26 protein-coding genes and 1 other annotated feature are annotated in these 26,160 nt (G+C 31.2%); of the genes, 24 read left to right on the top strand and 2 right to left on the bottom strand.

Annotation, left to right across the window (positions count from 1 at the left end; translation table 11 throughout):
- Nucleotide 1: 1 nt before the first annotated feature.
- The 9 genes from rpsI to HV819_RS08980 all read left to right on the top strand — a co-directional run bounded on the left by rpsI (nucleotide 2) and on the right by HV819_RS08980 (nucleotide 4,510).
- Complete coding sequence (gene rpsI / locus HV819_RS09020) at nucleotides 2-394, top strand: 30S ribosomal protein S9 (protein WP_154540857.1); 393 nt, start codon at nucleotides 2-4, stop codon at nucleotides 392-394.
- Nucleotides 395-518: 124 nt separating this feature from the next.
- Entirely contained in the window at nucleotides 519-1,082 is a 564-nt protein-coding gene (locus HV819_RS09015; RefSeq protein WP_154540859.1) for a chromate transporter, read from the top strand.
- Nucleotides 1,072-1,629: a chromate transporter gene (locus HV819_RS09010; RefSeq protein ID WP_154540861.1), complete on the top strand. Its 558-nt coding sequence runs from the start codon at nucleotides 1,072-1,074 to the stop codon at nucleotides 1,627-1,629. Before HV819_RS09015 ends, HV819_RS09010 begins: the two co-directional genes overlap by 11 nt.
- A gap of 8 nt (nucleotides 1,630-1,637) precedes the next feature.
- Nucleotides 1,638-2,267 (top strand): epoxyqueuosine reductase QueH, encoded by a 630-nt coding sequence (locus HV819_RS09005; protein ID WP_176270026.1) that lies wholly within the window; start codon nucleotides 1,638-1,640, stop codon nucleotides 2,265-2,267.
- A 52-nt stretch (nucleotides 2,268-2,319) separates the two neighbouring features.
- Nucleotides 2,320-2,622 (top strand): UDP-N-acetylmuramoyl-tripeptide--D-alanyl-D-alanine ligase, encoded by a 303-nt coding sequence (locus HV819_RS09000; protein WP_154540865.1) that lies wholly within the window; start codon nucleotides 2,320-2,322, stop codon nucleotides 2,620-2,622.
- Nucleotides 2,615-3,100 carry a ferritin gene (locus HV819_RS08995; RefSeq protein ID WP_154540867.1) on the top strand — a complete coding sequence of 162 codons (486 nt, stop codon included), beginning with the start codon at nucleotides 2,615-2,617 and terminating at the stop codon, nucleotides 3,098-3,100. Before HV819_RS09000 ends, HV819_RS08995 begins: the two co-directional genes overlap by 8 nt.
- Before the next feature lie 176 nt (nucleotides 3,101-3,276).
- Nucleotides 3,277-3,975 carry an aldose epimerase family protein gene (locus tag HV819_RS08990; protein WP_154540869.1) on the top strand — a complete coding sequence of 233 codons (699 nt, stop codon included), beginning with the start codon at nucleotides 3,277-3,279 and terminating at the stop codon, nucleotides 3,973-3,975.
- Between the two features lie 123 nt (nucleotides 3,976-4,098).
- A complete protein-coding gene (locus tag HV819_RS08985) occupies nucleotides 4,099-4,272 on the top strand; it encodes a hypothetical protein (RefSeq protein ID WP_176270025.1) in 174 nt (57 codons plus the stop codon).
- Between the two features lie 10 nt (nucleotides 4,273-4,282).
- On the top strand, nucleotides 4,283-4,510 hold the full coding sequence (locus tag HV819_RS08980) for a hypothetical protein (RefSeq protein ID WP_176270024.1): 228 nt from the start codon (nucleotides 4,283-4,285) through the stop codon (nucleotides 4,508-4,510).
- A 36-nt stretch (nucleotides 4,511-4,546) separates the two neighbouring features.
- On the opposite strand, the gene HV819_RS08975 is transcribed toward HV819_RS08980, so the two are convergent.
- Nucleotides 4,547-5,374 carry a Cof-type HAD-IIB family hydrolase gene (locus HV819_RS08975; RefSeq protein WP_154540873.1) on the bottom strand — a complete coding sequence of 276 codons (828 nt, stop codon included), beginning with the start codon at nucleotides 5,372-5,374 and terminating at the stop codon, nucleotides 4,547-4,549.
- A 139-nt stretch (nucleotides 5,375-5,513) separates the two neighbouring features.
- The gene (locus HV819_RS08970; RefSeq protein ID WP_176270023.1) at nucleotides 5,514-5,747 is read right to left on the bottom strand and encodes a glutaredoxin family protein; all 234 of its coding nucleotides are present in this window, start codon (nucleotides 5,745-5,747) and stop codon (nucleotides 5,514-5,516) included.
- A gap of 82 nt (nucleotides 5,748-5,829) precedes the next feature.
- Here HV819_RS08970 and srtB point away from each other — a divergent pair, with 82 nt between their 5' ends.
- The 15 genes from srtB (at nucleotide 5,830) to HV819_RS08895 (ending at nucleotide 26,024) form a co-directional block, all read left to right on the top strand.
- Nucleotides 5,830-6,594: a class B sortase gene (gene srtB, locus HV819_RS08965; RefSeq protein WP_154540877.1), complete on the top strand. Its 765-nt coding sequence runs from the start codon at nucleotides 5,830-5,832 to the stop codon at nucleotides 6,592-6,594.
- A gap of 10 nt (nucleotides 6,595-6,604) precedes the next feature.
- Nucleotides 6,605-7,510, top strand: a complete 906-nt coding sequence (locus tag HV819_RS08960; RefSeq protein WP_154540879.1) for a DNA-3-methyladenine glycosylase family protein — start codon at nucleotides 6,605-6,607, stop codon at nucleotides 7,508-7,510.
- An 84-nt stretch (nucleotides 7,511-7,594) separates the two neighbouring features.
- The gene (locus HV819_RS08955) at nucleotides 7,595-7,876 is read left to right on the top strand and encodes a co-chaperone GroES (RefSeq protein WP_154540881.1); all 282 of its coding nucleotides are present in this window, start codon (nucleotides 7,595-7,597) and stop codon (nucleotides 7,874-7,876) included.
- Nucleotides 7,877-7,886: 10 nt separating this feature from the next.
- Nucleotides 7,887-9,500 carry a chaperonin GroEL gene (groL, locus tag HV819_RS08950; protein WP_154540883.1) on the top strand — a complete coding sequence of 538 codons (1,614 nt, stop codon included), beginning with the start codon at nucleotides 7,887-7,889 and terminating at the stop codon, nucleotides 9,498-9,500.
- A 580-nt stretch (nucleotides 9,501-10,080) separates the two neighbouring features.
- A complete protein-coding gene (locus HV819_RS08945) occupies nucleotides 10,081-11,289 on the top strand; it encodes a dicarboxylate/amino acid:cation symporter (RefSeq protein WP_176270022.1) in 1,209 nt (402 codons plus the stop codon).
- 77 nt (nucleotides 11,290-11,366) lie between these two features.
- Complete coding sequence (gene nifJ, locus HV819_RS08940) at nucleotides 11,367-14,897, top strand: pyruvate:ferredoxin (flavodoxin) oxidoreductase (protein ID WP_154540887.1); 3,531 nt, start codon at nucleotides 11,367-11,369, stop codon at nucleotides 14,895-14,897.
- 335 nt (nucleotides 14,898-15,232) lie between these two features.
- Nucleotides 15,233-15,949 carry a glycerophosphodiester phosphodiesterase gene (locus HV819_RS08935; protein ID WP_154540889.1) on the top strand — a complete coding sequence of 239 codons (717 nt, stop codon included), beginning with the start codon at nucleotides 15,233-15,235 and terminating at the stop codon, nucleotides 15,947-15,949.
- 10 nt (nucleotides 15,950-15,959) lie between these two features.
- Entirely contained in the window at nucleotides 15,960-17,303 is a 1,344-nt protein-coding gene (locus tag HV819_RS08930) for an alanine/glycine:cation symporter family protein (protein WP_154540891.1), read from the top strand.
- Nucleotides 17,304-17,659: 356 nt separating this feature from the next.
- Nucleotides 17,660-19,480, top strand: coding sequence for a glutamine--fructose-6-phosphate transaminase (isomerizing) (gene glmS / locus HV819_RS08925; RefSeq protein WP_154540893.1), 1,821 nt, complete (start codon nucleotides 17,660-17,662; stop codon nucleotides 19,478-19,480).
- 498 nt (nucleotides 19,481-19,978) lie between these two features.
- Nucleotides 19,979-20,202: a binding site (T-box leader), on the top strand.
- A 63-nt stretch (nucleotides 20,203-20,265) separates the two neighbouring features.
- Nucleotides 20,266-21,480, top strand: a complete 1,215-nt coding sequence (locus tag HV819_RS08920; RefSeq protein ID WP_229771221.1) for an amidohydrolase — start codon at nucleotides 20,266-20,268, stop codon at nucleotides 21,478-21,480.
- 12 nt (nucleotides 21,481-21,492) lie between these two features.
- Complete coding sequence (locus HV819_RS08915; RefSeq protein ID WP_154540895.1) at nucleotides 21,493-22,521, top strand: methionine ABC transporter ATP-binding protein; 1,029 nt, start codon at nucleotides 21,493-21,495, stop codon at nucleotides 22,519-22,521.
- Entirely contained in the window at nucleotides 22,508-23,173 is a 666-nt protein-coding gene (locus tag HV819_RS08910; protein WP_154540897.1) for a methionine ABC transporter permease, read from the top strand. Before HV819_RS08915 ends, HV819_RS08910 begins: the two co-directional genes overlap by 14 nt.
- Nucleotides 23,174-23,191: 18 nt before the next feature.
- Nucleotides 23,192-24,064 (top strand): MetQ/NlpA family ABC transporter substrate-binding protein, encoded by an 873-nt coding sequence (locus HV819_RS08905; protein WP_154540899.1) that lies wholly within the window; start codon nucleotides 23,192-23,194, stop codon nucleotides 24,062-24,064.
- A gap of 15 nt (nucleotides 24,065-24,079) precedes the next feature.
- Nucleotides 24,080-24,946, top strand: a complete 867-nt coding sequence (locus HV819_RS08900; RefSeq protein ID WP_154540901.1) for a MetQ/NlpA family ABC transporter substrate-binding protein — start codon at nucleotides 24,080-24,082, stop codon at nucleotides 24,944-24,946.
- A 601-nt stretch (nucleotides 24,947-25,547) separates the two neighbouring features.
- Nucleotides 25,548-26,024: an NUDIX hydrolase gene (locus HV819_RS08895; RefSeq protein ID WP_154540904.1), complete on the top strand. Its 477-nt coding sequence runs from the start codon at nucleotides 25,548-25,550 to the stop codon at nucleotides 26,022-26,024.
- The last annotated feature ends 136 nt before the right edge of the window (nucleotides 26,025-26,160 follow it).

Here is a 26,160-nt window from a genome sequence, read left to right as displayed (position 1 = left end):
GATGGCAGATATTATATATCAAGCTACAGGTAGAAGAAAAACTTCAGTAGCAAGAGTTACAATGAAACCAGGTAGTGGAAGTCTTTTAGTAAATGGTAGAGATTTAGATGATTATTTTGCATATGACACATTAAAAGTTATAGCAAAAGCACCTCTTAAATTAACAGAAAATGAATCAAACTATGATATCAAAGTTAATGTAAAAGGTGGTGGATTTAATGGACAAGCAGGAGCTATAAGACACGCTATAGCAAGAGCCCTACTTGAAGTAAATCCTGAATATAGAAAAGCTCTCAAAAGAGCAGGTTTTCTTACAAGAGACTCAAGAAAGAAAGAAAGATACAAATACGGTCAAAAGAAAGCAAGAAAATCTTCACAATTTTCAAAGAGATAAGAAGTATATTACAAACAAGGGATTTTTATTCCTTGTTTTTTTAATGTATAAAAATAGGTGGGAAAATTTTAAAATAACTATTTAATAAAAATATAGTAAAATGTAAATATGAAAGGATTTTGCTATGTCAAAAACACACAAACTATTTAAACTTTTTATAAATACCCTCAAACTTTCGGCTTTTACTTTTGGTGGAGGATATGTAATCTTATCTTTGATGGAAAATACCTTTGTAAATAAGCTTGGTTGGATTAATAAAGAAGAGATGCTTGATATGACGGCAATCGCCCAGTCATCACCTGGAGCTGTTGCTATTAATGCATCAATTAGTGTGGGTTATAAGCTTTTTGGGATTTTAGGAGCGGTAATTTCAACACTTGGAACTGTCATTCCTCCTCTTGTAATTATATCTCTTATCTCATTTTTCTATGAGGCTTTTATATCAAATAAATATATAGCCTTAGTATTAAAAGGTATGCAAGCAGGAGTTGCCGCTCTTATTATGAGTGTGGTAATAGATATGATAAAAGAGGTAATTGTTGGAAAATCATTTTTAATCTATGTTATAGCCTTAAGCTCTTTTGCATTAAATGTATTTTTAAATGTAAATATAATTTATATAATACTTACACTTATAATAACAGGGCTTTTGTATTCTTTTATAGAAAGGAGAAACCATGCTTCTTAAGTTATTCATAAGTTTTTTTAAGGTAGGACTTTTCTCTTTTGGTGGAGGATATGCTGCTCTTCCCTTAATCCAAGAAGAAGTTGTAAATGCTAATGGTTGGCTTAAAATTAGTGAATTTAATAATCTTATAACTATAAGTCAGATGACACCAGGGCCTATTGCCATAAACTCGGCATCATTTGTAGGTACTAGGGTTTTTGGGCTCTCTGGAGCTATTGCTGCAACTTTAGGATGTGTTACGCCTTCTTTTATCATAGTAGGAACTATTTCTTATTTTTATACGAAATATAAAAATCTTGATACTATGCAAAATGTACTAGGATTTTTAAGGCCTGCTGTTGTATCTATGATTTTTGCTGCTGGTATTGATATACTAAAGACTGCACTTTTTGATATAAATCGCATAAGATTGGAAAATTTGGATTTTATTATGCTTTTATTATTTGTTTTTATTCTAATTATTATAAGAAAGACAAAGCTAGATCCTATATTTTTAATGCTTTTATCAGGATTTTTATATCTTTTTATAAGTTTATTAGTGGGGTAGAATACTTTATGAACAAAATAAATTATAATATAAAAATGGAAGAAATAATTAAAAAAATAAGAAAAAATGGGAATAGACCCAAGGTTTTACTCCAAGTTTGTTGCGCACCTTGTTCTTCAAGTGTATTAAGTCGCTTAAGAAATGATTTTGATATAGATATATATTATTACAATCCAAACATATATCCTATAAGTGAGCTTAATAAGAGGGTTGATACTGTAAGAATTTTGCTAGATGAAATTGACCTAAATAGTAAGGTGATTTTTCCAGAAAATAATCCAAAAGATTTTTATTCTTATGTAGATAGTCGTAAGGATGACCATGAAGGTGGTAAATCTTGTTATAAATGCTATGAATTAAGGCTTAGGTCTGCTGCGGAATATGCCAAAAAAAACTCTTATGACTATTTTACTACTACCCTTTCTATATCTCCTTACAAAAGAAGTGACTGGTTAAATGAGATAGGGGAGACTCTAGAAAGAGAATACGGGATAAATTATCTTTATTCTGATTTTAAAAAGAAAAATGGCTATAAGGACTCAATAGACTTTTCTAAAAAATACAATTTATACAGGCAAGATTATTGTGGATGTATTTTTTCTTTTAAAGAAATGGAAGAGAAAAAGAAAAATAAATAAAAAAATGTTACAATTATCTTTCTTTGGGTAATTTTATAAAAGGAGAGATAATATGGGCGATATGCTATTGATTAAAAAATTAGATAAGGGACAATTTAATAGTAATAATATTATACCTGTAACATTTACTACAGATACAAGTGATAGATGTAAGCTTGTTGGCTTTTTTAATTACCTAAAAGAAAAAAATCTTGTTAAATCTAATAGGATTTATATTAAAAATTCAAGTTTTACTATAGATATAATCTCTTCAAATATTACCAAAGTCACAAAAGAATTAATAGAGAATAATTTCATGATATATGGGGTATATATCTTATATGATGATTATTTGGAAGGAGAATGTAATGAGTGAAAAATTACTAGATATGCTTAATGAACAAATGAATTTTGAATTACAATCAGCATACGAATATAAGGCTATGCAAATCTTTGCTTATGACATAGAATTTGATGGATTTGCTTATTGGTTTGGCAAACAAGTTAAAGAAGAATTGGAACATGCTTTAAAAATTGAGGGATTTCTTTTAGAAGTAGGTTATAAACCACTTTATAAAGCACTTGAACAACCAGAAAATAAATTTGAAGATTTATTAGATGTTGCAAAAGTAGCCCTTGATCATGAAAAAGAAGTTACAAGAAGAATCCACGAAATTGCAAAAGCTGCAAGAGAAGAAGGAGATGAAAGAGTAATTTCATTTATAAAGTGGTTCGTTGATGAACAAGTTGAAGAAGAAGATAATTTTGGAAAACTTGTTACAAGACTTGAAAGAATCAATGGAAATTACGGTGGTCTTTACATTCTTGATGGTCAACTTGCTAAAAGAGGATAAGCAAATATAAGGAGCTGTTGTAAAATTATGGATTTCTAACGTTCTATCATTATAAGTTCTCATAGACAATTTGAGGGTGGTACTCCGCTTGTGGAGGTTAAATTGTCTGGAGAAGTTTGTAATGATTTTGGAGCGATTAATTCATTCTGCAATAGCCCCTTTTTTAGTACTCAGATATGAAGATTATATTAAATAATGATAAACTAAATCTTATTATAAACTCTTATGGAGCATATGTAGAAGAATTTAGTTTCAAAAAAAATCCGGTATTTTTTCCAAAACTTTTAATAAAGATTAAAGATGAACTTAAAACAAGGGGAGGTATGCATCCGTGCCTGCCTAATTTTGGAAAAAGTGATATTGAAGATTTAGACCAACATGGTTATGGTAGGATTTCTTTTTGGGAAGTCCTAGAAAAAGATGAAAAAAGGGTCCTGTTTAAACTTAATGGAAAGAAAAAATTTGAAAATCTTTTGACTTTTATAGAATATGAGATTTCAGATAAGAATTTTAAGACTAGTTTTAAGATAAGAAATAAGTCGGAGAAAAGACTTCCAATAGCACCAGGATTTCATCCTTACTTTTGTATAGGTGATGATTTTACCGTTGAAAATCTTTCTTTAAAAGATGTAAAGCTTGAAGATACTTTTTTTATAAAAAGAGATTATCTTATATTTAAGGCGAAATTTAGTAAAATAAGGATTGAGGCTAATAAGATGAATACGTTTGCTATTTGGACTGACTTTCATGGTGATTATATTTGCCTCGAGCCAAGTTTAAATGGACCAGCTTTTAGTAAAGAGATTAACAATCCCTTATACCTAAATCCAGGGGATGAATTCAACGATGAAATAAACATAAAGATATTGGATTAAATAAAGAAAATTTAAAATGAAATTCATATATTAAAAAAACATATGAAAATATTTAAAAATATCAAGACAAACTTTGATTTTTTTAAAAACAAAGTATAATAATCTTAAGATTAGGAGGTTATTATGAATAATAAAGCAAAAAATGTGCTAGGGGTTTTATTTTTAGCCCTTATAGCTGTTATAGCCCTTAAGTTATTGGGATTTGCAATAAATGTTATAGTGTCTGTTATAATACCCCTACTAGTAATTTATGTTTTATACAAGATAATTATAAAGAAAGAAGATATTTTTTATTAGGTGGTTTATGATGGATAATAAAGTTTTTAAAATTATACTAGGAATAATAGTTATTATTATAGGTCTTAAATTAGCGGGTTTTATCTTATCACTTTTTTTTGGTCTAGCTTTTCTTATTATATTCTGTGGAGGTTTTATCTTAGTTCCATTAATGCTTTTAGGACTAAGTATAGCAATTCCAGTTATATTAATATATGGTATTTACAAATATTTCTTTAAAAAAGATTCTTTGAATTGATTGCAAACAAAAAAGAAGCCTTGGCTAAGTGGGCTTCTATTTTTGTTGTTTTTTATCAAATACGAATTTTTCTATAGCCTCACCTACAGCTCCCTCATTATTGTTTGCCTTGGTTGTATATTTTGATACATCCTTAAGAAGAAGATGAGCATTTTGAACAGCAGCAGAATATCCAGCCTCTTCTAACATTTCTTTATCATTGTAATTATCACCAATACTTAAGACTTCATTCATACTTATACCATAGTGCTTACAAATCTTTTTAATAGCATTTGCCTTATTTACATTTTTCCTATTTATTTCCATATATATATCTGATGAATAAGAGATAGAAACGTCCCAATCGCAAATCCTTGCTATATCTTCTTCAAGACTCATAAGATAGTTTAAGTTATGGTTTTTTAAGAGCACTTTTATAATTATCTCATCTTTTATGAAATCCTCTTTTTTAGGATCTTCTACAAATTTATAAATATCTCCATCATAGTTTCCAAAAATCTTATTTCCATTCGGACTTATAATACAATGTTTGTCAGTATATATTTCAAAATGTATGCCAAGATTTTTACAGTAGTCAGATATTTCCATAGCCTTATCATATTTTATAGGAGATGAATCGACTATTTTTTTACTCATATTATCCATAATAAGTCCACCGTTGCATAAAACAGAATACCTATCTTCTTTCTCAATGTCGATTTCTTCTAATATATTAAAAAGTTGGTATGGACCTCTACCTGTTGCAATTATAACCTTTATTCCCATATCCTGAGCTTTTTTTATGGCTTTTTTATTTCTTTCGTGGATTGTCCTATCTGAAGATAGGAGTGTTTCATCACAATCCGTTGCAATTAATTTAATCATATAAACTCCTTTATTGCTTGATACCCAAAACAGTTCTTTTATAATTACAAAATCTAATATATTTTATATTAAGTATAGGTGAATTTTTGGTAAATAAAAAAGGGAGACATGTAAGATAAACAAGTCCCCTTAGATTTTATTATTTTGAACTTTTCAAAAATTCTATAATATCATTGGATTCATACATATATTCTCCATCATGATATAGACATGGTACCTGTCTTTTTCCTCCATTTTTAATAAGTTCCATCATAGCATCCCTATCTTCATTTATATTAACTATATCTATATTTATACCTTCTTCATCCATGAAGTTTTCTACTTTTCTACAATGTGGACACATTGATCCGACAAATAATTTATAATTTGACATTTATTTATCTCCTAACTAAATTTCATAAATTCTTCAATTTATATTATTATACTAATATGAGAAGAAAAATAAAGGTGGAGAGATGAAAGATAAATTACTAAAGGTATTTAGATTTATTCTTGTAATTATAATTATAGTATGCTTAATAATTCTTGGAAAAAGAGGCTATGATTACTATACAAACCACAAGAATAACGAACATATTTCAGATATAGTAGAAAGTGTAGAGAAAGATTATAAGAAAAAGGGAAAAGACAAAGAAACTTTTGAGCAAAAGGAAGAAAAGTCCTTGGCTATACTAAAAAAGCTTCAAGAAGAAAATTCCGATGTGACAGGATTTATTGAAATACCAGGAACTTATATAGCTTATCCTGTTATGAAGTCAAATGATAATGAATTTTATCTAAGAAAGGGTATTAATAAAGAGTATGACATAGCAGGTTCACTTTTTATGGACTATCAGAATGATAGAGAGTTTAATGATGACAATACTGTGATATATGGTCACTTTTTAGAAGATATACCTTCTATGTTTACAGCCTTAAAGGATTTTAGGGAGCAAGAATATGCTCAAAACAATAGAACAATTTATATAACAACTGATAAGGGTTTAAGAGAGTATGAGATATTCTCAGTATATGGAACTCCAGCAGATTATGACTACAGAAGCTTAGCCTTTGGAGATGGTGAATATAAGCTAAATTATTTTAAAAAACTTAAGGATAAGTCCGAAGTAAATCTTGAAAGCCCAGACTTTAGGGAAGATGATAAAATAATAACCCTATCAACTTGCCAATATGATTATGCAGACCAAAGGCTTGCGGTTCATGCACTGAGAATTAGATAAGGAAGTATTAATGTCAAGATTTAAAACAGATAGTAAAAAGAAATTAAATATTAGAGAAGATAAGGGTCAATTGATTCTAATTCACGAATCCTTTGACCCAAAGGATATCTTCACATGTGGGCAGTGTTTTAACTTTTATGAAGAAGATGATGGTTCATTTACTGCGGTTTTTTTGAGCAAAATTATCAACCTCAAAAGTGATGGTGATAAGGTGATTATAGATAATATTAGTTTAGATGAATTTTATGACATTTTCTATGATTACTTTGACCTTAACACAAACTATGAAAAGATAAAAAACTATATTTCAATAGATGAAACTTTGAAAAAAGCTACAGAATATGGAGCTGGAATAAGGATATTAAATCAAGAATTTTTTGAAACACTTATCTCTTTTATAATTTCAGCTAATAATCAAATACCAAGGATTAAAAAGTCTGTTAGGATAATCTCCAAGATGTATGGAGACTATATTGGAGAATATAGGGGAAGAGATTATTATTCTTTCCCAACTGCTGCTTCTCTTTCAAAGGCAAAGTCAGAAGATTTAAGAGAATTTGCAAGAGTTGGTTTTCGTGATAAAAGAATAGTTGAGGCTGCAAATATAATAAATGACGGATATTTTGACTTTGAAGAAGATATAAAAATGAAAACTCCAGATTTAAGAAAGAAACTACAAGAGCTTCCAGGCATTGGTCCTAAAGTAGCTGATTGTATTTTGCTTTTTGCCTTTCATAAAAGAGAAACATTTCCAGTTGACGTTTGGATAAAAAGAGTAATGGAGGCGTTGTTTATAAAAAAAGAAGTTCCTAAAAAACAAATTTCAGAATATGCTGATAAGTATTTTGGAGAAAATGCAGGTTATGTCCAACAATATCTATTCTATTATGGAAGAGAAAATGCTATAGGAAAATAAAACTTGAAATTTTTTTTATTACTCGTATACTTAATATTGAGAGTTAGCAGTCAAAGATAATGAGTGCTAAAAGGAGGATGAAAAATGAAATTAAAACCAATCGGTGAAAGAATAGTTATAAAAAAATTAGAAGCAGAAAAGAAAACTGAATCAGGAATAGTTTTGCCTGAATCAGCTCAAGAAAAACCACAATATGCCGAAGTTGTGGCTGTAAGTAATGATATTTTAAACGATGATGATAAAAAAGATTCATTAAAAGTAGGCGATAAGGTTATTTGTTCACAATATGCAGGTACAGATGTAAAAATCGAAAAAGACAATTATGTAGTTATTGCATACAAAGACGTATTAGCAGTAGTAGAATAGGAGTTTTATAATGGCAAAAAATATAGAATATGGTAAGAGTGCAAGAGATGGTCTTGAAAGAGGAATTGATAAATTAGCAAATGCTGTAAAAGTTACACTTGGACCAAAGGGAAGGAATGTAGTACTTGACAAATCATATGGAGCACCAACTATTACAAATGACGGTGTAACCATAGCTCAAGAAATTGAACTTGAGGATAGATTTGAAAATATGGGAGCTCAACTTGTAAAAGAAGTTGCAACAAAAACCAATGATGTAGCAGGAGATGGAACAACAACAGCTACAGTTTTAGCTCAAGCTATCATCAAAGAAGGACTAAAAAACTTAGCTGCAGGAGCAAACCCAGTAGTATTGAACAAAGGTCTTAAAAAAGCAAGTGAAGCAGTTGTAAAATATATAAAAGAATCTTCAAAAGAAGTAGAAGATAAAAAAGCAATTGAACAAGTTGGAACAATCTCATCAGCAGATCCTGAAATTGGTAAATTTATAGCAGATGCTATGGAAAAAGTAGGAAATGATGGAGTAATAACAGTTGAAGAATCAAAAACAACTGATACCTATCTTGATGTAGTTGAAGGTATGCAATTTGATAAGGGATATTTATCACCATATATGGCTACAGACAATGAAAAAATGGTAGCAAACTTAGATGACCCATATATTTTAGTAACTGATAAAAAGATTTCAAATATTCAAGAAATCCTACCTTTACTTGAACAAATAGTTCAATCATCAAAACCACTATTAATAATTGCAGAAGATGTTGATGGAGAAGCTCTTACAACACTTGTTTTAAACAAACTTAGAGGAACATTTAATGTAGTTGCAGTAAAGGCTCCAGGCTATGGTGATAGAAGAAAAGAAATGCTTGAAGATATAGCAATCCTTACAGGAAGCAAGGTAATTTCAGAAGACTTATCAATGGAGTTAAAAGAAGCTACAATAGAAGACTTGGGTTCTGCTAAAAAGGTTAAAGTTGATAAAGATAAGACTGTAATAGTTGAAGGCAAAGGTGACAAAACCAAATTAGCTGAAAGAGTTGAAAAAATCAAAGGTCAAATCGAAGCATCTGATTCTGAATATGATAAAGAAAAATACCAAGAAAGAGTAGCTAAACTTGCAGGTGGTGTTGCAGTTATAAATGTTGGAGCTGCAACAGAAACAGAAATGCAAGATAAAAAATATAGAATTGAAGATGCTCTATCAGCAACAAGAGCAGCAGTAGAAGAAGGAATTGTTGCAGGTGGCGGTACAGTTCTAATAGAAGCTATCAAAAAGGTAGAAGAAATAGAAGAAACACTTGAAAATGATGAAAAGACAGGAGCAAAAATAATTGCCAAGGCTCTTGAAGCACCACTTAGACAAATAGTAGAAAATGCTGGTATGGACGGATCAGTAGTTCTAGAAAACGTTAAAAAAGCTGGACAAAATGAAGGTTATGATGCCTATGATGATGAATATGTGAATATGTTTGATAAGGGAATTGTGGAACCTACAAAAGTAACAAGGTCAGCCCTTGAAAATGCAACAAGCATTGCAAGCATGATTCTTACAACAGAAGCAGCCATAGGAGATATACCAAAAGAAAAACCAGAAGCACCACAAATGCCAATGGGATATTAAAAAATTATAAAAAAGCTGCAAGATATTGTGGCTTTTTTTATATTTAAAATAAAAACGAGCCAGTAGCAAGTTTAGATGATAAAAATGCTAAACTTGTATTTGATAGGATTCTTTCTTTAAACTCTACTATTATAATTATCTCTCACAAAATAACTAAGGATAGTTTAGATAGATTTGATAAAATAATAAATATCTAAATAGAAGATTTTGTAAAAAAGACTATAAGACAAGGATTATAAGTTAAAAATTATATATTTTAGGAAAACAATTAAAAAAATGAGTGAAATTATAAAGATATTATTGTTAAAATTAACAGTATAATTTATCATGGCTTATAGGAAAACCTAACTATTTTTAAAAATTTAATAAGAAATTTATAAAAAAGCATAAGATTCTATGAAAAATATTACTAAAAATAGATTTAAATTCTTTTAAATTACTAGAATTAAAAATTATATTTAGCAAATATGTATAAAAATTGACAAGACTTTGGAATTAGCCTTAAAAAGTTGACATGAAAACGTAAATTTGATAATATTTAGGTGATCTTAAGATTAATAATTCATTTTGGAGGAAAAAAATGAAAAAATTAGGTTTATTGCCAAGGCTTATTATTGCAATTATCTTAGGTATTATAATAGGTTTAGTAGGACCAGCAGTCCTAGTAAGAATATTAATTACTTTTAATGGTCTATTTGGCAACTTCCTTAACTTTGTTATTCCATTAATTATTATGGGTTTTGTAATCCCAGGAATAGCAGACTTAGGAGATTCAGCAGGAAAGACACTAGCAATTACAGCAGGAATTGCATACTTATCAACAATTGTGTTTGGTACTATTACATATTTTGTAGGAAGAATTATACTACCTAACTTTATCAAGGTTGGAGCTATTTCATTTAATCCAGAAGATAATGCAGGAAGGGTACTAGAACCATTTTTCCAATCACCAATGGATCCAATATTTTCTGTAACAACAGCTCTAATTATTTCATTCATTTTAGGTGTTGGTATAGCAGCAGCTAAGGCTGATGTTCTTAAAAAAGCAGTACACGAATTTTCTGATATAATCACAAAGCTTATATCAACAATAGTAATTCCATTATTACCAGTTCATATTTGTGGTATTTTTGCAAATATGGCTTATCAAGGAACAGTGGTAACAGTATTATCTGTATTTTCAAAAGTATTCATAATGGTAATAATCCTTCACTGGTTAACAATTACTGCACAATTTTCAATAGCTAGTACAGCAAGTGGTGGAAGTCCATTTAGTAAAATTAAGACTATGATCCCAGCATATATGACAGCTATAGGTACACAATCATCAGCAGCAACAATACCAGTTACACTTAACCAAACATATAAGATTGGTGTAAATAAGGGTATAGCAGATTTTGTTATTCCACTTTGTGCGACAATACACTTATCTGGATCAACAATAACACTTACATCTTGTTCAATGTCAATTCTTATGCTTAACGGATCAGATGTTGGATTCCAACACATATTTCCATTCATTTTAATGCTTGGAGTGACAATGGTAGCAGCACCAGGAGTTCCAGGTGGAGCAGTAATGGCAGCATTAGGTATTCTTCAATCAATGCTTGGATTTACAGAACCTATGACAGCTCTTATTATAGCTTTATACGTAGCTCAAGACTCATTTGGAACAGCTTGTAATATTACAGGAGATGCAGCTATAGCATGTATTGTAAACAAGATTTCTGGATTCAAACTAGATCCTGCAGCAAATGCAGAATATATAGATGAATTAGTAAAACAATAAAAATAGAACTCTTTTTTGAGTTCTATTTTTAATCGTTAAGATCAAAATTATCAAAAAAATATTAAAAGGAGTATTTAATGACTATAAAGAGAAGAAAAGTTACCATGGATGGTAACACTGCGGCGGCTCATGTTTCCTATGCTTTTAGTGAAGTATCTGCCATATATCCTATTACACCATCATCACCAATGCCAGAGTTTATTGATAAATGGGCAGCCAATGGCAGATTAAATTTATTTGGAAACCCAGTTTCAGTAACAGAAATGCAACATGAAGCGGGAGCGGCAGGAGCGGTACATGGATCTCTTGCAGCGGGAGCATTAACATCTACATACACAGCAAGTCAAGGACTTTTACTAATGATTCCTGATATGTATAAGATTGCTGGAGAAAGACTTCCTGCAGTATTTCATGTGGCGGCTCGTTCAGTCTCAACATCGACTATCAATATGTATGGTGACCATCAAGACGTTATGGCAGCAAGAGCAACAGGATTTGCTTTCTTAGCGAGTGGTTCAGTTCAAGAAATAATGGATCTTTCGCCAGTAGCGCATCTTTCAGCAATTGAGGCTAGAATTCCATTTGTAAACTTTTTTGATGGATTTAGAACAAGTCATGAAATTCAAAAGATAGATGTATGGGATTATGACCAATTTCAAGATATGGTAAATTGGAAAGCTGTTGATGAGTTTAAAAACGATTCCTTAAATCCACATAGACCATTTATGCGTGGAGTATTTGAAAAGAGTGGATATTTCCAAAGAGCTGAAGCTCAAAATAAGGCTTATATTGGATTACCAGAAATCGTTATTTCATATATGAATAAGATAAATGAAAAAATCGGAACAGATTATTCTTTATTTAACTATGTAGGAGCTGAAGATGCTACTGATATAATTGTTGCAATGGGTTCTGGTACAGATACTATCCAACAAACTGTAGATGAGCTAAATAAAGAGGGAAGAAAAGTAGGGCTTGTAAAAGTTCACCTTTATAGACCTTTCTCTACAAAACACTTACTTGAAGCAATTCCAGAAACAGTAGAAAGGATTGCAGTACTAGATAGGACAAAGGAAAAAGGATCTGCTGGAGAACCACTATACTTAGATGTGTTAGAAGCATTCTCAGACTCTAGTAGAAATCCAAAAATAATAGCTGGTAGATATGGACTTGGACAAAAAGATACAAGACCTGCTCACTTTAAATCAGTGTTTGACAACCTACAAGGTGAGATGAAAAATCACTTTACTATAGGTATTTATGATGATGTAACAAATACATCACTTGAAACAGACGAAAGCTTTGTAATTTCAGATGGACAAACAAGACGTTGTATCTTCTGGGGTAATGGTGGAGATGGTACAGTTGGTGCAAACAAATCTGCTATAAAAATTATAGGAGATAATACAGATATGTTTGCTCAAGGTTATTTTGATTATGATGCAAAGAAATCTAATGGGCTTACAATGAGTCACTTAAGATTTTCACCAAACCCAATTCATGCAGCATACTTTATAGATGAAGCAGACTTTGTATCATGCTCACCTCAAGCCTATGTTAGACAATATGACTTGGTAGAAAATCTTAAAGAAGGTGGTATCTTCTTACTTAACACAATTTGGTCAGAAGATGAACTTGAAGATCATATACCAAACAAAATGCTTAGGGATATAGCTGAGAAAAATATCAAATTCTATACAGTAAACGCATCAAAGATTGCCCAAGAAGTTGGACTAGGACATAGGACAAATATGGTTATTCAAACAGCCTTCTTTATCTTATCAGAAGTACTCCCTATAGATGATGCAATAAAATATCTAAAAGATTCTATAGAAAAATCTTATGGTATGAAGGGTCAAGATATTGTTGATATGAACAATAAGGCAGTAGATCGTGCTAGTGAACAATTACAAAAAATAAAAGTAAAAGAAGAATGGAAAGACCTAAAAGATGATGAAGAAAATGTAAATGAAAATGAACCTGATTTTATCAAAAATATGGTTAGGCCAATCATAAACTTAAAAGAAGATGAACTTCCAGTTTCAACATACCTTCCATACGATGATGGTCAATACATGCCTGGAACATCAAGATATGAAAAACGAGGTATAGCCTTATTCGTTCCAGAATGGAATATAGACAATTGTATCCAATGTAATCAATGCTCTTATATTTGTCCACACGCAACAATTAGACCATTTTTATTAGATGAAGAACAAAAAGCTAAGGCACCAGAAGGATTTGAAACTAAAAAAGCTATAGGAAAAGGTCTAGAAGGATATGAATTTAGAATCCAAGTATCACCATATGACTGTATGGGATGTGGAAACTGCGTTGATGTATGTCCAGCTCCTAAAAAAGCCTTAGAAATGAAGTCAATAGAAGAACAAATAGAAAAAGAAGCAGATAATTGGGAATTTGCCCATAGTCAAGTTGGATATAGGAATGACGAAATAGCACCAACAAATGTTAAGAATTCACAATTTAGCCAACCACTTCTTGAATTTTCAGGAGCTTGTGCAGGTTGTGGAGAAACACCTTATGCAAAACTTATAACTCAACTATATGGTGATCATCAAATCATCTCAAATGCAACAGGATGTTCATCAATCTGGGGCTCATCAGTTCCATCAATGCCATATTGCACAAATAGCAAGGGTGAAGGCCCAGCTTGGGCATCATCCTTATTTGAAGATGCAGCAGAGTATGGCTACGGTATGCTTCTAGCAACAAAATCTAACAAGTTCTTACTTGAAACATTAATGAAGAAGTTTATAGGACTTAAAGTAACATCTGCTCTTAACGAAGTATTTAACGAATGGCTTGAAAATAACAATGATTTTGAAGAGAGCAAGAAAGCAGCTATAAAGATTGGAGCACTTCTAGGAAATAAAACTGATAATGACGAAGCAAATGGGATTTTGGAAAGAATTAAATCACTAAAAGACTACCTAGTTAAAAAATCCATATGGATTTATGGTGGAGATGGTTGGGCTTATGATATAGGTTTCTCAGGAGTAGACCATGTACTAGCTAGTGGGGAAGATATAAATATAATTGTATTTGATACAGAAGTTTACTCAAATACAGGTGGGCAAAGCTCAAAAGCAACACCTCTTGCAGCTGTAGCTAAATTTGCAGCAAGTGGCAAGAAAGTAAGGAAAAAAGACCTAGGACTTATGATGACAAGCTATGGATATGTATATGTAGCACAAGTTGCAATGGGAGCAAATCAAGCCCAAACTCTTAAGGCTATAAAAGAAGCAGAATCATACCATGGTCCTTCAATCATAATTGCCTACGCACCATGTATAAACCATGGTATAAAGGCAGGTATGGGTAAGACCCAAAGAAGAGAAAAAGAAGCTGTAGCAAGTGGTTATTGGCACTTATGGAGGTTCAATCCAATGCTTAAAGAAGAAGGAAAGAATCCTTTTGTTTTAGATAGTAAGGAGCCTACAGAATCATTCCAAGAATTCTTACAAGGAGAAGTAAGATATGCTTCCCTTAAGAAAGCCTTCCCAGAAGATGCTGACAGACTCTATGCAGAAGCAGAAGAAGCTGCAAAAGATAGGTACGAATCATACCTAAAAATGGAAAATAAATAAGCTGATAAATCCTAAAAATATCATATGAATTACTAAGTGTTTTATAAAAGGGACTGTTGCAAAATATGAATTTCTAATGTTCATTATTACAAGTTACTCATAGACAATTTGAAAATATCCTAATGGCTCATGGATGCTAAATTTTCGTGGAGGAGCTTGCAATGATTTTGAAATGATTAATTCATTCTGTAACGGTCCCTTTTTTATGTCTAACAGGTAAATTTATGATTATTTAAGAATATAAAAAAAATATTGACAGCAATGTTAAATATGCTATTATATAAATAATAGTCCAGTTAATTATTGCTGGGCTTATTTTATTATAGGGGGTAAAAATGTTAAATTACGCACATAGAGGTTTCAAAGAAAAGTTTCCAGAAAATACTATGCTAGCTTACAAGAAGGCTCTTGAATATAAAGCAGATGGTATAGAGCTTGATGTACACTTAAGTAAAGATGGTGAACTAGTAATAATCCATGATGAAAATTTATTAAGAACTTGTGGTGAAGATAGCCTTGTTAAAGATAAAACTTTAAGTGAATTAAAGAAATTAAATGCATCTTTTGATTATGAAGAATATAAAGAAGAAATTCCAACTCTTAGGGAGTATTTTGACTTTATTAAGACAAGCAATCTAATAACAAATATTGAGATTAAAAATGGGTTAATCTTTTATCAAGGCATTGAAGAAAAAATTTATAATATGATTAAAGAATATGATCTTAAAGATAGGGTTATAATTTCATCATTTAATCATGAATCTATTATGAGAATGAAAGAAATTGATGAAACTTTAAAACTTGGATTTCTTGAAGAATCAGTTCTTGCAAATCCTATAAAATACCTAAAGGATAATGGAATATCTTATTTTCACCCACTAATTAATACAATTAATAAAGACTTGGTGAAAATGATGCATGATAATGGTATAAAGGTAAATGCATGGATGTCATCTAAGCAAAAATATGATTACTTAAAGTACCTAGATTATGATCTAGATGGAATTATCACAGATAATCCTGAAAAAATTTATAATTTAACAAATAAATAAGGAGAACTTTATGGAAAATTTAGAACTGATATTAGAAAAAATAAATAAAGTATTATGGGGTAATTGGTTAGTTTTTGTTCTTTTAGGATTAGGTATTCTATACACCATAGCAACTGATTTTGTTCAAGTAAGGCACTTTAAATATATAATAAAAAGCACATTAATAAAAAGTTTTAAGGAAAGAAATATTGAAAAAAGAGAGGGCTCCTTATCAACTTTTCAAGCTATGATGGTTACTTTGGCTGGTAACATAGGTGGAGGAAATGTAGTTGGTGTTGCAACAGCTATAGTATCTGGTGGTTATGGAGCCATATTTTGGATGTGGTTGGCTGCTTTTTTTGGTATGGCTTTAAAATATGGTGAAATAGTATTATCTCAACTATATAGAGGAGAGGATAAAGATAAAAATATATTATCCGGTCCTATGTATTACATAAGAGATGGGCTTAAAGCGCCATTTTTGGGTATAATTATAGCAATTCTCATGACTATAAAGATGATGGGTGCGAACTTAGTTCAATCAAATACAATAGCAACAATCCTATATGACAATTTTAAATTCAATAATTTAATGACAGGAATTATATTAACAATATTACTTTTTATTATTGCTATAGGAGGATTGAAAAGATTAGCCAAAGTTGCAACAAGTCTTGTACCTATTATGTCAATTTTGTATGTAATTCTTTGCTTACTTGTGATTATTGTAAATATAAAGAATGTTCCAATTGTTATTTTTAATATATTCAATCAAGCTTTTTCTTTTAAAGCTGCAAGTGGTGGAGTAGGTGGACTGGTTATTGCAAGAGCCATGCAATATGGTATAGCACGTGGTATGTATTCAAATGAAGCAGGTGAAGGTACTGCACCATTTGCACATGGTACAGCTATAGTGGATCATCCTGTTGAAGAAGGAATTACTGGTGTTACTGAAGTTTTCATTGATACCATAGTTATTTGTTCACTTACAGCTATAACTATAGGTGTTTCCCAAATTCCTATAGATGGAGAAAGTATATTAGCATCAAACATGGCAATAACAGCTATATCTACTGTATTTAAACCATTATCATATTTAGCTATATTTGCCTTATTAATATTTTGTTTTACAACACTTATGGGTCAATGGTTTAATGCTGCAAAATCATTTACCTATGCATATGGAGAAAAATTTACTTCAAAAGTAAAATATGTTTATCCATTTCTTTGTATCGTAGGATGTCTTGGAAAAATTAATTTGGTTTGGACAATTCAAGATATAGCAATGGGACTTGTTATAATTCCAAATATAATTGCTTTATTAATCTTGGTAAAAGAGGTAAGAAACCAAACTAAAGATTTTTTTGGAAAATAAATATTAGAAAATATACAGGGTTAATTTTACTAACTCTGTATTTTTGTCTAATTTTCTTAGTATAAAAATTTCGATATACTTATGTAGAATTGTGTAAAGTTTAACAAAAACCTTTAGGTTTTATTTATGACTTTTACAAATACTTTATTTATTCACAATTTTATCGTATAATTAAACACGAGGTAAAAAAATAAATTAGCGCCAGATCCCTAAGGGATGACGAGGAATGGAGCTATCGAAAATTCGGCGGGTGCTCCATGGCTTTCACAGGCTTAGTATTTCACAAAAGTAGGAAGAAATTCCTATCACAAAAGAAATAAAGTGACCTCTAAAATTAAATATTTAAGGAGGATACTATGTGCGGAATAGTATGTTATAAGGGAAATTTAAATGCTAGAAATGTAATTGTAGAAGGTTTAGAAAGACTAGAATATAGAGGATACGACTCAGCTGGAATTTCTCTAATTAAGGACGGTAAATTGTCTACTGTTAAGAAAAGTGGTAAAGTTAAGGTTTTAAAAGATGAACTTGAAAAAAACCCTATTGAAGGAAATCTTGGAATTGGCCATATAAGATGGGCAACTCATGGTGGTCCTTCAGACATAAACTCCCACCCACATTTATCAAATGATGGTAAGATTGCAGTAGTCCACAATGGTATTATTGAAAACTACAATGAATTAAAAGAAGGTCTTAAAAAGGAAGGATATACGTTTAAGTCAGATACAGATACAGAAGTAGTCGCAGTTTTGATAGAAAAATACTATGACGGAGACCTACTTGAAGCTGTAAAAAAAGCGAGACTTGACTTAAGAGGTTCCTATGCTTTAGGAATTATTTCAGAAAATGAAGATGATAGGCTTATAGTGTTAAGGGAAGAAAGTCCACTAGTTTTAGGTCTTACAGAAAGTGGAATCCTTGCAGCAAGCGACCTTCCATCTATTATAAAATATACTAAAGATGTAATTTATCTTGACAATGGCGACCTTGTAGATATTAATGGAGATAAGTACACAATTTATAATAGAGATAATGAAGAAATTGAAAGAGAAATATCAAAGGTTACATTTTCATTTGAAGATGCAACAAAAGAAGGCTATGACCATTTCATGATTAAAGAAATCAATGAACAACCAAGAGCTATAGCTGATACTATAAAATATAAGATGCATGAGGGAGATATTGATTTTGGGGAAAATGCCTTTACTAAAGAGGAGATTGAAGGTTTTAATAAAATCTATATGGTAGCTTGTGGTACTGCCTACAATGCAGGAATAGTTGGAGCTTATGCCTTTGAAAAGTTTGCTAAAATTCCAGTTATAACTGATATAGCTAGTGAGTTTAGATACAACGATCCATTTATAGATAAAAACTCTCTAATAATCCTTCCATCTCAATCAGGTGAAACAGCAGATACTCTAGCGGCACTAAGACTTGCAAGAGAAAAGGGAGCAAAAACTTTAGTCTTAACAAATGTGGTAGCATCATCTCTTGATAGGGAAGCTGATAAGACAATATATTGTTATGCAGGTCCTGAAATTGCAGTAGCATCAACCAAGGCTTATACAACCCAAATTATATCTTTATATATGCTTGCTCTAGATTTTGCCAAAAAACTAGGAACAATCTCAGAAGATGAATATAAAAATATCTTAGAAGAGATTAAGGCTATACCAGAAAAGGTAAAAGAAATCCTAAACAATATTGAAGATATTAAAAAATATGCTCAAGAAATTAAAGACTTTGAATCAATGTTTTATTTAGGTCGAGGTCTTGACTATTCATCTGTAATAGAGGGTGCACTTAAACTAAAGGAAGTTTCATATATCCATTCAGAAGCCTTTGCTGCAGGAGAGCTTAAACATGGAACTATAGCCTTAATAGAAGAAGGTACTCCAGTTGTAACTGTTGCAACCCAATCAAATATTATAGAAAAAACTATATCCAATGTAAAAGAGGTAATATCAAGAGGAGCAAATATTTTTGCAATCTGTACTCCAGATGACCATCTTGAAGAAATATCAAATTATGCCTACATCTTACCTAAGACAATTGATGCTCTTTATCCAGTACTTGCAGTAATTCCACAACAATTACTTGCCTACTATACATCAAATGCTAAGGGGATAGATGTAGATAAGCCAAGAAACTTAGCTAAATCAGTTACTGTAGAATAACTTGCACAAATGTTTAAATACAGTATATTATTAGTGAATTTATTTTACCAAAACCATGGGGAAGTCCTTTAGGACTTCTTTTTTTGTATAAATTTATATTTTATATAAGATTATAAGACTTTGGATAAATGAGAAATTTTAAAAGATGATACTACTATATATTGCTTATTAATTATAATATATAATCAAATTTCCTATATTAATCTTTAAGATTAGTTATCTTTTTAAAAAATAAGGATAAAACTTATAAAAGTATCAAGTATTATACTTTACTTATCATTATATATGGATTTCCTATTAACTTGCCTACAGTATAGCTAAAATTTTTCAAAAATTTGTAATAATCATCGAACTATATATATTAGCCTTATATAAAAAATCCTTTAAAATAGGCATTTATTTTCATAAATTACGAGTTTAATAATAAATTATAAAAAAATATTTGACAGCTTCAAGAAAAAATAGTATTATTACAATATCAAATCGAATTAGACTAAAATAAACCAGACAAAGAGAAGAGTAATTACGTGGATTATTCTACAGAGAGCCCTGTTTAGCTGAGAAGGGTGGATGAGAAATGTGATGAAGATGGCCTCAGATGGGATAAGTCGATAGTTAGACTTATACGGGAACTCCCGTTACAGGGTTAGGATATGCTAGTATCTGAAGTGGCATTTTTTAATGCAAAAAAGGTGGTAACGCGGAAAATTTTCGTCCTTATTGTAGCTTAGGCTATGATAAGGACTTTTTTATTACAAATAAAAATCAAGAGAAAGGATATAAAAATGGCAGTTAAAGATATAGGAATAAGTGGTCAAGAAATAAAAGATTTATCTAAAGGAAATCTAGACTTTGCTAAGAATGTCAAAAATTACCTGCATGAGTTTCCTGAACTATCAAGTAAGGAATTTAAAACAAGAAAATTTCTGATAAGTGAGTGTAGAAAACTTTGCCTTGAAATTGAAGAAGTACAAAACTCAACTGGCTTTGTTGCAATTCTTGATACTAAAAGGCCAGGTAAAATTGTAGGAATAAGGACAGATATAGATGCCCTTCCTATAGATGAAAGTGAATTTAACTTAAATAGAAAAAAAGAGAAAGTATCTAAAAATCCTGGCGTAATGCACGCTTGTGGTCACGATGCTCATATGGCAATAGTACTTACAAGTGCAAAAATTCTAACAAACCTTAAAGATAGACTTTCTGGAAAAATATACTTTATCTTTGAAGAAGGTGAAGAAACTGGTTCTGGTATCTATCCAATGATTGAGCATCTAAAGGATGTAGGATTTGATGCAATATATGGAAACCATATTGATACAGACCTTGCTGTTGGAAAAATAGGTATACCTCTTGATTCAGTCTATGCAGGAAGCGTAGGAGTTGACTTTGATGTTATAGGTCGTGGTGGTCATGGTAAAAGACCTGATTTACTAATTTCTCCTATAACAGCCCTCACAAGCATCATAAATGCTCTAACAACAACTTGGGCAACAGGTTTTAATCCTGAGGAGATTATTACTTTAGGTATAGGGGCTATAAATGCAGGTCATGCTTCAAATGTAATACCAGATAAGGCAAATCTCAAGGCAACCCTAAGATTTTTCAAAGATGAGGTTGGAGAAAGGGCTCTAGATAAGCTTAAAGAAGTGGTTAGTGCCACTGCTTCAGTTTATGGCTGTAAGGTAAGATTTAATGACTTTACAAGAATTGTTGCCTACCCAGTCTTTAATGATAAAAAGCTTGCACTATTTGCAAGAAATTCTCTAGAAAACTTATTTGAAGACTCTCTTGTTGAGGTAGAAAGATCCTTTGGTGGAGAAAGCTTTTTTGGATATGCTAAACTATGTCCTACAGTTTTCGTAAAAATTGGAGTTAGAAATGAAGATGTTGGAGCTGGAGCAGGAGTCCACACAGATATATTTGATCTTGATAATGATGCACTATACTATGCAATAGCTAATGCAGTTAATTTTGTAAAAGACTTTTTAAATAATTAGAAAGAGGAATAAATGATAGAATTAAAAGATATAAGTGTCGACTTTGATGGCTTTAAGGCAGTCGATAAGGTAAGTCTTAAAATAGAAAAGGCAGATGCCTTTGGCATAGTGGGATTTTCGGGGGCTGGAAAGTCAACCCTAGTAAGATGTATAAATCTTCTACAAAAACCAACAGAAGGCGAAGTAATAGTAAATGGAGAAGATTTTCTAAAGCTTTCAGATAAAGAATTAAGAAAAAGACGTAAAAAAATCGGAATGATTTTTCAACATTTTAACCTACTTAATAATCTTACTGTAATAGACAATGTGATATTTCCGATAAGAAAAGATCAAAAGAGTAAAAAAGAAAAACTAGAAAAGGCTCAAAAGTTGCTAGAGCTTGTAGGAATAGGGGATAAGGCAAACTCTTATCCTAGAGAGCTTTCAGGAGGACAAAAACAAAGATGTGCCATAGCAAGAGCTCTTGCATCTGATCCTGAGATTCTTCTTTGTGATGAGGCAACAAGTGCCCTTGACCCAAAGACAACCAAGCAGATCCTTGCCCTTTTACAAGAAATAAAAGATAAAATCGGCCTTACTATAGTAATAATCACTCATCAAATGGAAGTTGTAAAAGACTTGTGTAATAAGGTTGCAGTAATGCAGGATGGGAAAGTTGTAGAAGAGGGAACAACGCTTGAAATTTTCTCAAATCCAAAAAACAAACTCACTAAGGATTTTGTTGAAACTTCAACTAATGTAAACCAAACCATAGAAGAAGTCAAAAATAATATATCAGCACTTGGACCTGATGAGTCCCTAGTTAAACTTTCTTATGTAGGAGAGAGTACAACAGAACCAGTTATAAATGAAATCTATGAGAAATTTTCTATAAAGACAAATGTACTTGCAGGAAATATCGAGTTTATAACAGGAACTCCTGTAGGAAACCTAATAGTAACCTTTAAGGGAGATAAAGAAAAAATTGATCAAGCCGTTGAGTATCTAATATCAGGTGGAACGAATGTAACTTTTTTAGGAGATAGTAATGGAATACTTTGATTATGCACTTTCAATAAAAGATAGGATATTTGAGGATATAGGCCTAACATTTTATATGCTTATCTTATCAGCTATATTTTCTGGAATATTTGGACTTATAATAGGAGTTATTTTAGTTGTAACAAATGATGGGGGGATTTTAGAAAATAAAAAAGTTTACTCAATCCTTGATAAAATAACAAACCTCTTCAGAGCTATACCCTTTATCATACTTCTTGCTGTAATAAGCCCTCTTACAAATATAATAGTAGGAACAAGGATAGGGCCAACAGCTGCAATAGTACCCTTAGTTTTCTCATGTGTGCCATTTTTTGCCAAACAAGTAGAACAAGCACTTGCAGAAGTAGATCCAGGAGTAATAGAGGCTGCAGAAGCTATGGGAAACTCCCCTTTTGAAATAATAACAGCAGTTTACTTAAGAGAAGGTCTTCCTTCACTTATAAGGGCATCATCCATAACTCTTATCTCCCTTCTAGGTCTTACAGCTATGGCTGGAACTATAGGGGCAGGAGGAATAGGAAATCTTGCCATAGCAGTTGGCTATAACAGATATAAAAATGATGTTGTAATAATTTCAGTAATAGTAATTTTAATAATTGTATATGCTATACAGGGTATAGCCAATTTATTAATAAAGAAAACATCACATTAATAAATATAGGAGGAAATGATGAAAAAACTTACAAAACTAGCACTTACATTTGGACTTATACTTTCAGTTACAGCTTGTTCAAATAATAGTAGTAATAAAAATGTAGAAAGTAATAACTCTTCAAATCAAAGTCAAGCAGAAGACAGATTTGCCAATGCTGATACTATTAAACTTGGTGTAGTTGGTGAAAAAAACGAGGTATGGCAAGATATAGCCAAAAGATATGAAAAAGACACAGGGAAGAGAATTGAAATCATATCTTTTTCAGATTATAATCAACCAAACGAGGCATTGAATTCAGGAGATATTGACATTAATGCTTTCCAACACAAGAAATTCTTGGAAGACTATAATCAATCCCATAAGACAGACATAGTATCTATAGGAGACACCCTACTTGCACCAATGGGAATATACTCAGATAAGATTAAAGATGTAAAAGAAATTGAAATTGGTGATAAAATCGCTATTCCAAACGACCCAACCAATGGAGCACGTGCACTTTTCTTACTTCAATCAGCAGGCCTAATAGAGCTTAATGGAAAAGAAGGAGATGCTATTACAGTTGCCAATATTAAAAATAACCCTAAAAACCTTGAGATAATAGAACTTGATGCCTCACAAACAGCAAGAAACCTAACAGAAGTTAAGGCATCAGTAATAAACTCAGGGATGGCAGTAGATGCAGGATTTATTCCAACAGAAGATGCAATCTATCTTGAAGATAAAAATGATCCGGCAAAAGCAATTTATGTAAATATAATAGCAGCTAAAAAAGAAGATAAGGACTCAAAAACTTTAGAAAATATAGTTAAAAACTACTATCAAACAGACGAAACAAAAAAAATAGTAGAAAAAGAATCAAAAGGTTCAGAAATACCAGCATGGTAAAATAAGGAGAGAATAATGAAAAAACTAGCAAAAATCGGATTAAGTCTTGCACTAATTATTGGAATAACAGCGTGTGGAAATAATAATAAAGATGATAGCAAAAAGGCAGCTTCAAATGATACATCAAATTCTACACAAGCAAGTGAAAAACAAACCATAAAAATTGGTGTTGTTGGAGAATTTAATGATGTATTAAAAGAAGTTGCTAAAAGATATGAAGAAAAAACAGGCAATAAAATTGAAATTGTAGTATTCGGCGACTATAACCAGCCAAACGAAGCTCTAGAAGCAGGTGATATTGACCTAAATGCCTATCAACACAAAAAGTTCCTAGAAGGATTTAACAAAGACCATGGAACAGATTTAGTATCTATAGGAAATACAATGCTTGCACCTTTAGGAATCTACTCTAAACAATACAAGTCACTTGATGAAGTAAAAGACGGTGATAAAGTAGTAATTCCAAATGATGCATCAAACGGAGCAAGAGCCTTATTCTTACTTCAAGATGCAGGGCTTATAAAAGTAAATGGCAAAAAAGGAGATCCAGTAACTGTAACAGATATTTCAGAAAACCCTAAAAAACTTGAAATAATTGAAGTAGATGCCTCACAAACAGCAAGAAACCTAGAATCGGCAGCTCTTGCTGTAGTAAATGACACCTTTGCACTTGACTCAAAGATTGCAACAGAGTTTCCAGCACTAAAATTTGAAGAATCAAAACCAACAGATGACAACCCATATGTTAATATAATCGTAGCTAAAAAAGATAGAAAAGATGATAAAGTATTAAATGACTTTGTTAGAAACTACTATCAAACAGACGAAACAAAAAAAGACTACGAGAAATTCACAGGTGGAGCTTGGATACCTGCTTGGTAAAAATATCAAACCATAATCGTAGAAAGGCCCTTGCTGGGTCTTTTCTATTGCTTAAATTTACATAAATTATAGTATAATGACATAAAAAATTAGAGATTTATGTTAATAGGAGAAATTAGAAATAAGGTGGACTCCATCTGGACTACCTTGTGTATAGAGGGTTAAACCAACCACTTACAAATATAGAGCAAATTACATACCTATTTTTTATTAAATGTCTTGATGAAAGAGATATAAACCTCGAAAAAGATGAAAACGTCAAAATAAATAAGGCTAAAACTTTACAAAAAATAGTAGAAGGCTATAGATGAACTTCCTACAGAAGATAACGACATAAAAGGAAATATCTACGAATACCTTTTATCCAAACTTCTTCGCACACCAAGATATATTATAAAAATGATAGTAGAACTAGTTAGACAAAAGCTGATGATTTAATAATAGATCCAGCTTGTGAGTTTCGTTTCACCTTATGACAACGTCAGATAGTTACGATGGATACTTGGTTTTAGAGCCTCTACAAAAAAATAAAAATAACAATTAATAGAATTTGAACGATAATTTAAAAACCAACTTGAAATAACGTGTATTAGGAGAGAAGATGGATATTAGTTTTATAAATAATAAAGAAAAATTTAATTATAGAGTATGTGGGATAATCATCAAAGAAAATAAAATTTTGGCGATGAAAGACGAGAGATCCTCTTATTATTATTTGCCAGGTGGACGAGTTATGATAGGGGAACGAGCAGAAGATGCAATCATTCGTGAGATAAAGGAAGAGCTTGAAATAGATGCTTCGATTATTAGACCGCTATGGCTTAACCAAGCTTTCTTTCGAGAAAATGTAGATAAACTTCAATATCATGAGCTGTGTATTTACTTTTTAATGGATATTGAAAATACATCTATTTCACAAAAGGGAAATAAATTTACTTTACAAGAAGGTAACCATACCCATGACTTTGAATGGTTATACTTTGATTCACTAACAGATTTATATTTTTATCCTTTGTTTTTAAAAGATGAAATATTTAATATTCCTGAGACATTTACACTACTTACTGAAATAGAGTAGTTATTTTATTTACCTACATAGATTCCTTTATTCCGAAAAACGATTTATTTCATTCTGAAAAAGCCTTTTATAATATGCTTTATGTGATGAAAATGTATTAGTATAAAAGAAGCCACAGAGAAATGGGAAATTTCAG

The sequence above is a fragment of the Anaerococcus faecalis genome, assembly GCF_013371425.1.
Classification (GTDB): Bacteria; Bacillota; Clostridia; order Tissierellales; family Peptoniphilaceae; genus Anaerococcus; species Anaerococcus porci.
This window is presented reverse-complemented; position numbering and strand designations above follow the sequence as displayed.

What these genes read in the sequence shown, in the direction of transcription:
- rpsI (WP_154540857.1), top strand. Translation starts at nt 2, where the DNA reads ATGGCAGATATTATATATCAAGCTACAGGTAGAAGAAAAACTTCAGTA.
- HV819_RS09015 (WP_154540859.1), top strand. Translation starts at nt 519, where the DNA reads ATGTCAAAAACACACAAACTATTTAAACTTTTTATAAATACCCTCAAA.
- HV819_RS09010 (WP_154540861.1), top strand. Translation starts at nt 1,072, where the DNA reads ATGCTTCTTAAGTTATTCATAAGTTTTTTTAAGGTAGGACTTTTCTCT.
- HV819_RS09005 (WP_176270026.1), top strand. Translation starts at nt 1,638, where the DNA reads ATGAACAAAATAAATTATAATATAAAAATGGAAGAAATAATTAAAAAA.
- HV819_RS09000 (WP_154540865.1), top strand. Translation starts at nt 2,320, where the DNA reads ATGGGCGATATGCTATTGATTAAAAAATTAGATAAGGGACAATTTAAT.
- HV819_RS08995 (WP_154540867.1), top strand. Translation starts at nt 2,615, where the DNA reads ATGAGTGAAAAATTACTAGATATGCTTAATGAACAAATGAATTTTGAA.
- HV819_RS08990 (WP_154540869.1), top strand. Translation starts at nt 3,277, where the DNA reads ATGAAGATTATATTAAATAATGATAAACTAAATCTTATTATAAACTCT.
- HV819_RS08985 (WP_176270025.1), top strand. Translation starts at nt 4,099, where the DNA reads ATGAATAATAAAGCAAAAAATGTGCTAGGGGTTTTATTTTTAGCCCTT.
- HV819_RS08980 (WP_176270024.1), top strand. Translation starts at nt 4,283, where the DNA reads ATGGATAATAAAGTTTTTAAAATTATACTAGGAATAATAGTTATTATT.
- HV819_RS08975 (WP_154540873.1), bottom strand. Translation starts at nt 5,374, where the DNA reads ATGATTAAATTAATTGCAACGGATTGTGATGAAACACTCCTATCTTCA.
- HV819_RS08970 (WP_176270023.1), bottom strand. Translation starts at nt 5,747, where the DNA reads ATGTCAAATTATAAATTATTTGTCGGATCAATGTGTCCACATTGTAGA.
- srtB (WP_154540877.1), top strand. Translation starts at nt 5,830, where the DNA reads ATGAAAGATAAATTACTAAAGGTATTTAGATTTATTCTTGTAATTATA.
- HV819_RS08960 (WP_154540879.1), top strand. Translation starts at nt 6,605, where the DNA reads ATGTCAAGATTTAAAACAGATAGTAAAAAGAAATTAAATATTAGAGAA.
- HV819_RS08955 (WP_154540881.1), top strand. Translation starts at nt 7,595, where the DNA reads ATGAAATTAAAACCAATCGGTGAAAGAATAGTTATAAAAAAATTAGAA.
- groL (WP_154540883.1), top strand. Translation starts at nt 7,887, where the DNA reads ATGGCAAAAAATATAGAATATGGTAAGAGTGCAAGAGATGGTCTTGAA.
- HV819_RS08945 (WP_176270022.1), top strand. Translation starts at nt 10,081, where the DNA reads ATGAAAAAATTAGGTTTATTGCCAAGGCTTATTATTGCAATTATCTTA.
- nifJ (WP_154540887.1), top strand. Translation starts at nt 11,367, where the DNA reads ATGACTATAAAGAGAAGAAAAGTTACCATGGATGGTAACACTGCGGCG.
- HV819_RS08935 (WP_154540889.1), top strand. Translation starts at nt 15,233, where the DNA reads ATGTTAAATTACGCACATAGAGGTTTCAAAGAAAAGTTTCCAGAAAAT.
- HV819_RS08930 (WP_154540891.1), top strand. Translation starts at nt 15,960, where the DNA reads ATGGAAAATTTAGAACTGATATTAGAAAAAATAAATAAAGTATTATGG.
- glmS (WP_154540893.1), top strand. Translation starts at nt 17,660, where the DNA reads ATGTGCGGAATAGTATGTTATAAGGGAAATTTAAATGCTAGAAATGTA.
- HV819_RS08920 (WP_229771221.1), top strand. Translation starts at nt 20,266, where the DNA reads ATGGCAGTTAAAGATATAGGAATAAGTGGTCAAGAAATAAAAGATTTA.
- HV819_RS08915 (WP_154540895.1), top strand. Translation starts at nt 21,493, where the DNA reads ATGATAGAATTAAAAGATATAAGTGTCGACTTTGATGGCTTTAAGGCA.
- HV819_RS08910 (WP_154540897.1), top strand. Translation starts at nt 22,508, where the DNA reads ATGGAATACTTTGATTATGCACTTTCAATAAAAGATAGGATATTTGAG.
- HV819_RS08905 (WP_154540899.1), top strand. Translation starts at nt 23,192, where the DNA reads ATGAAAAAACTTACAAAACTAGCACTTACATTTGGACTTATACTTTCA.
- HV819_RS08900 (WP_154540901.1), top strand. Translation starts at nt 24,080, where the DNA reads ATGAAAAAACTAGCAAAAATCGGATTAAGTCTTGCACTAATTATTGGA.
- HV819_RS08895 (WP_154540904.1), top strand. Translation starts at nt 25,548, where the DNA reads ATGGATATTAGTTTTATAAATAATAAAGAAAAATTTAATTATAGAGTA.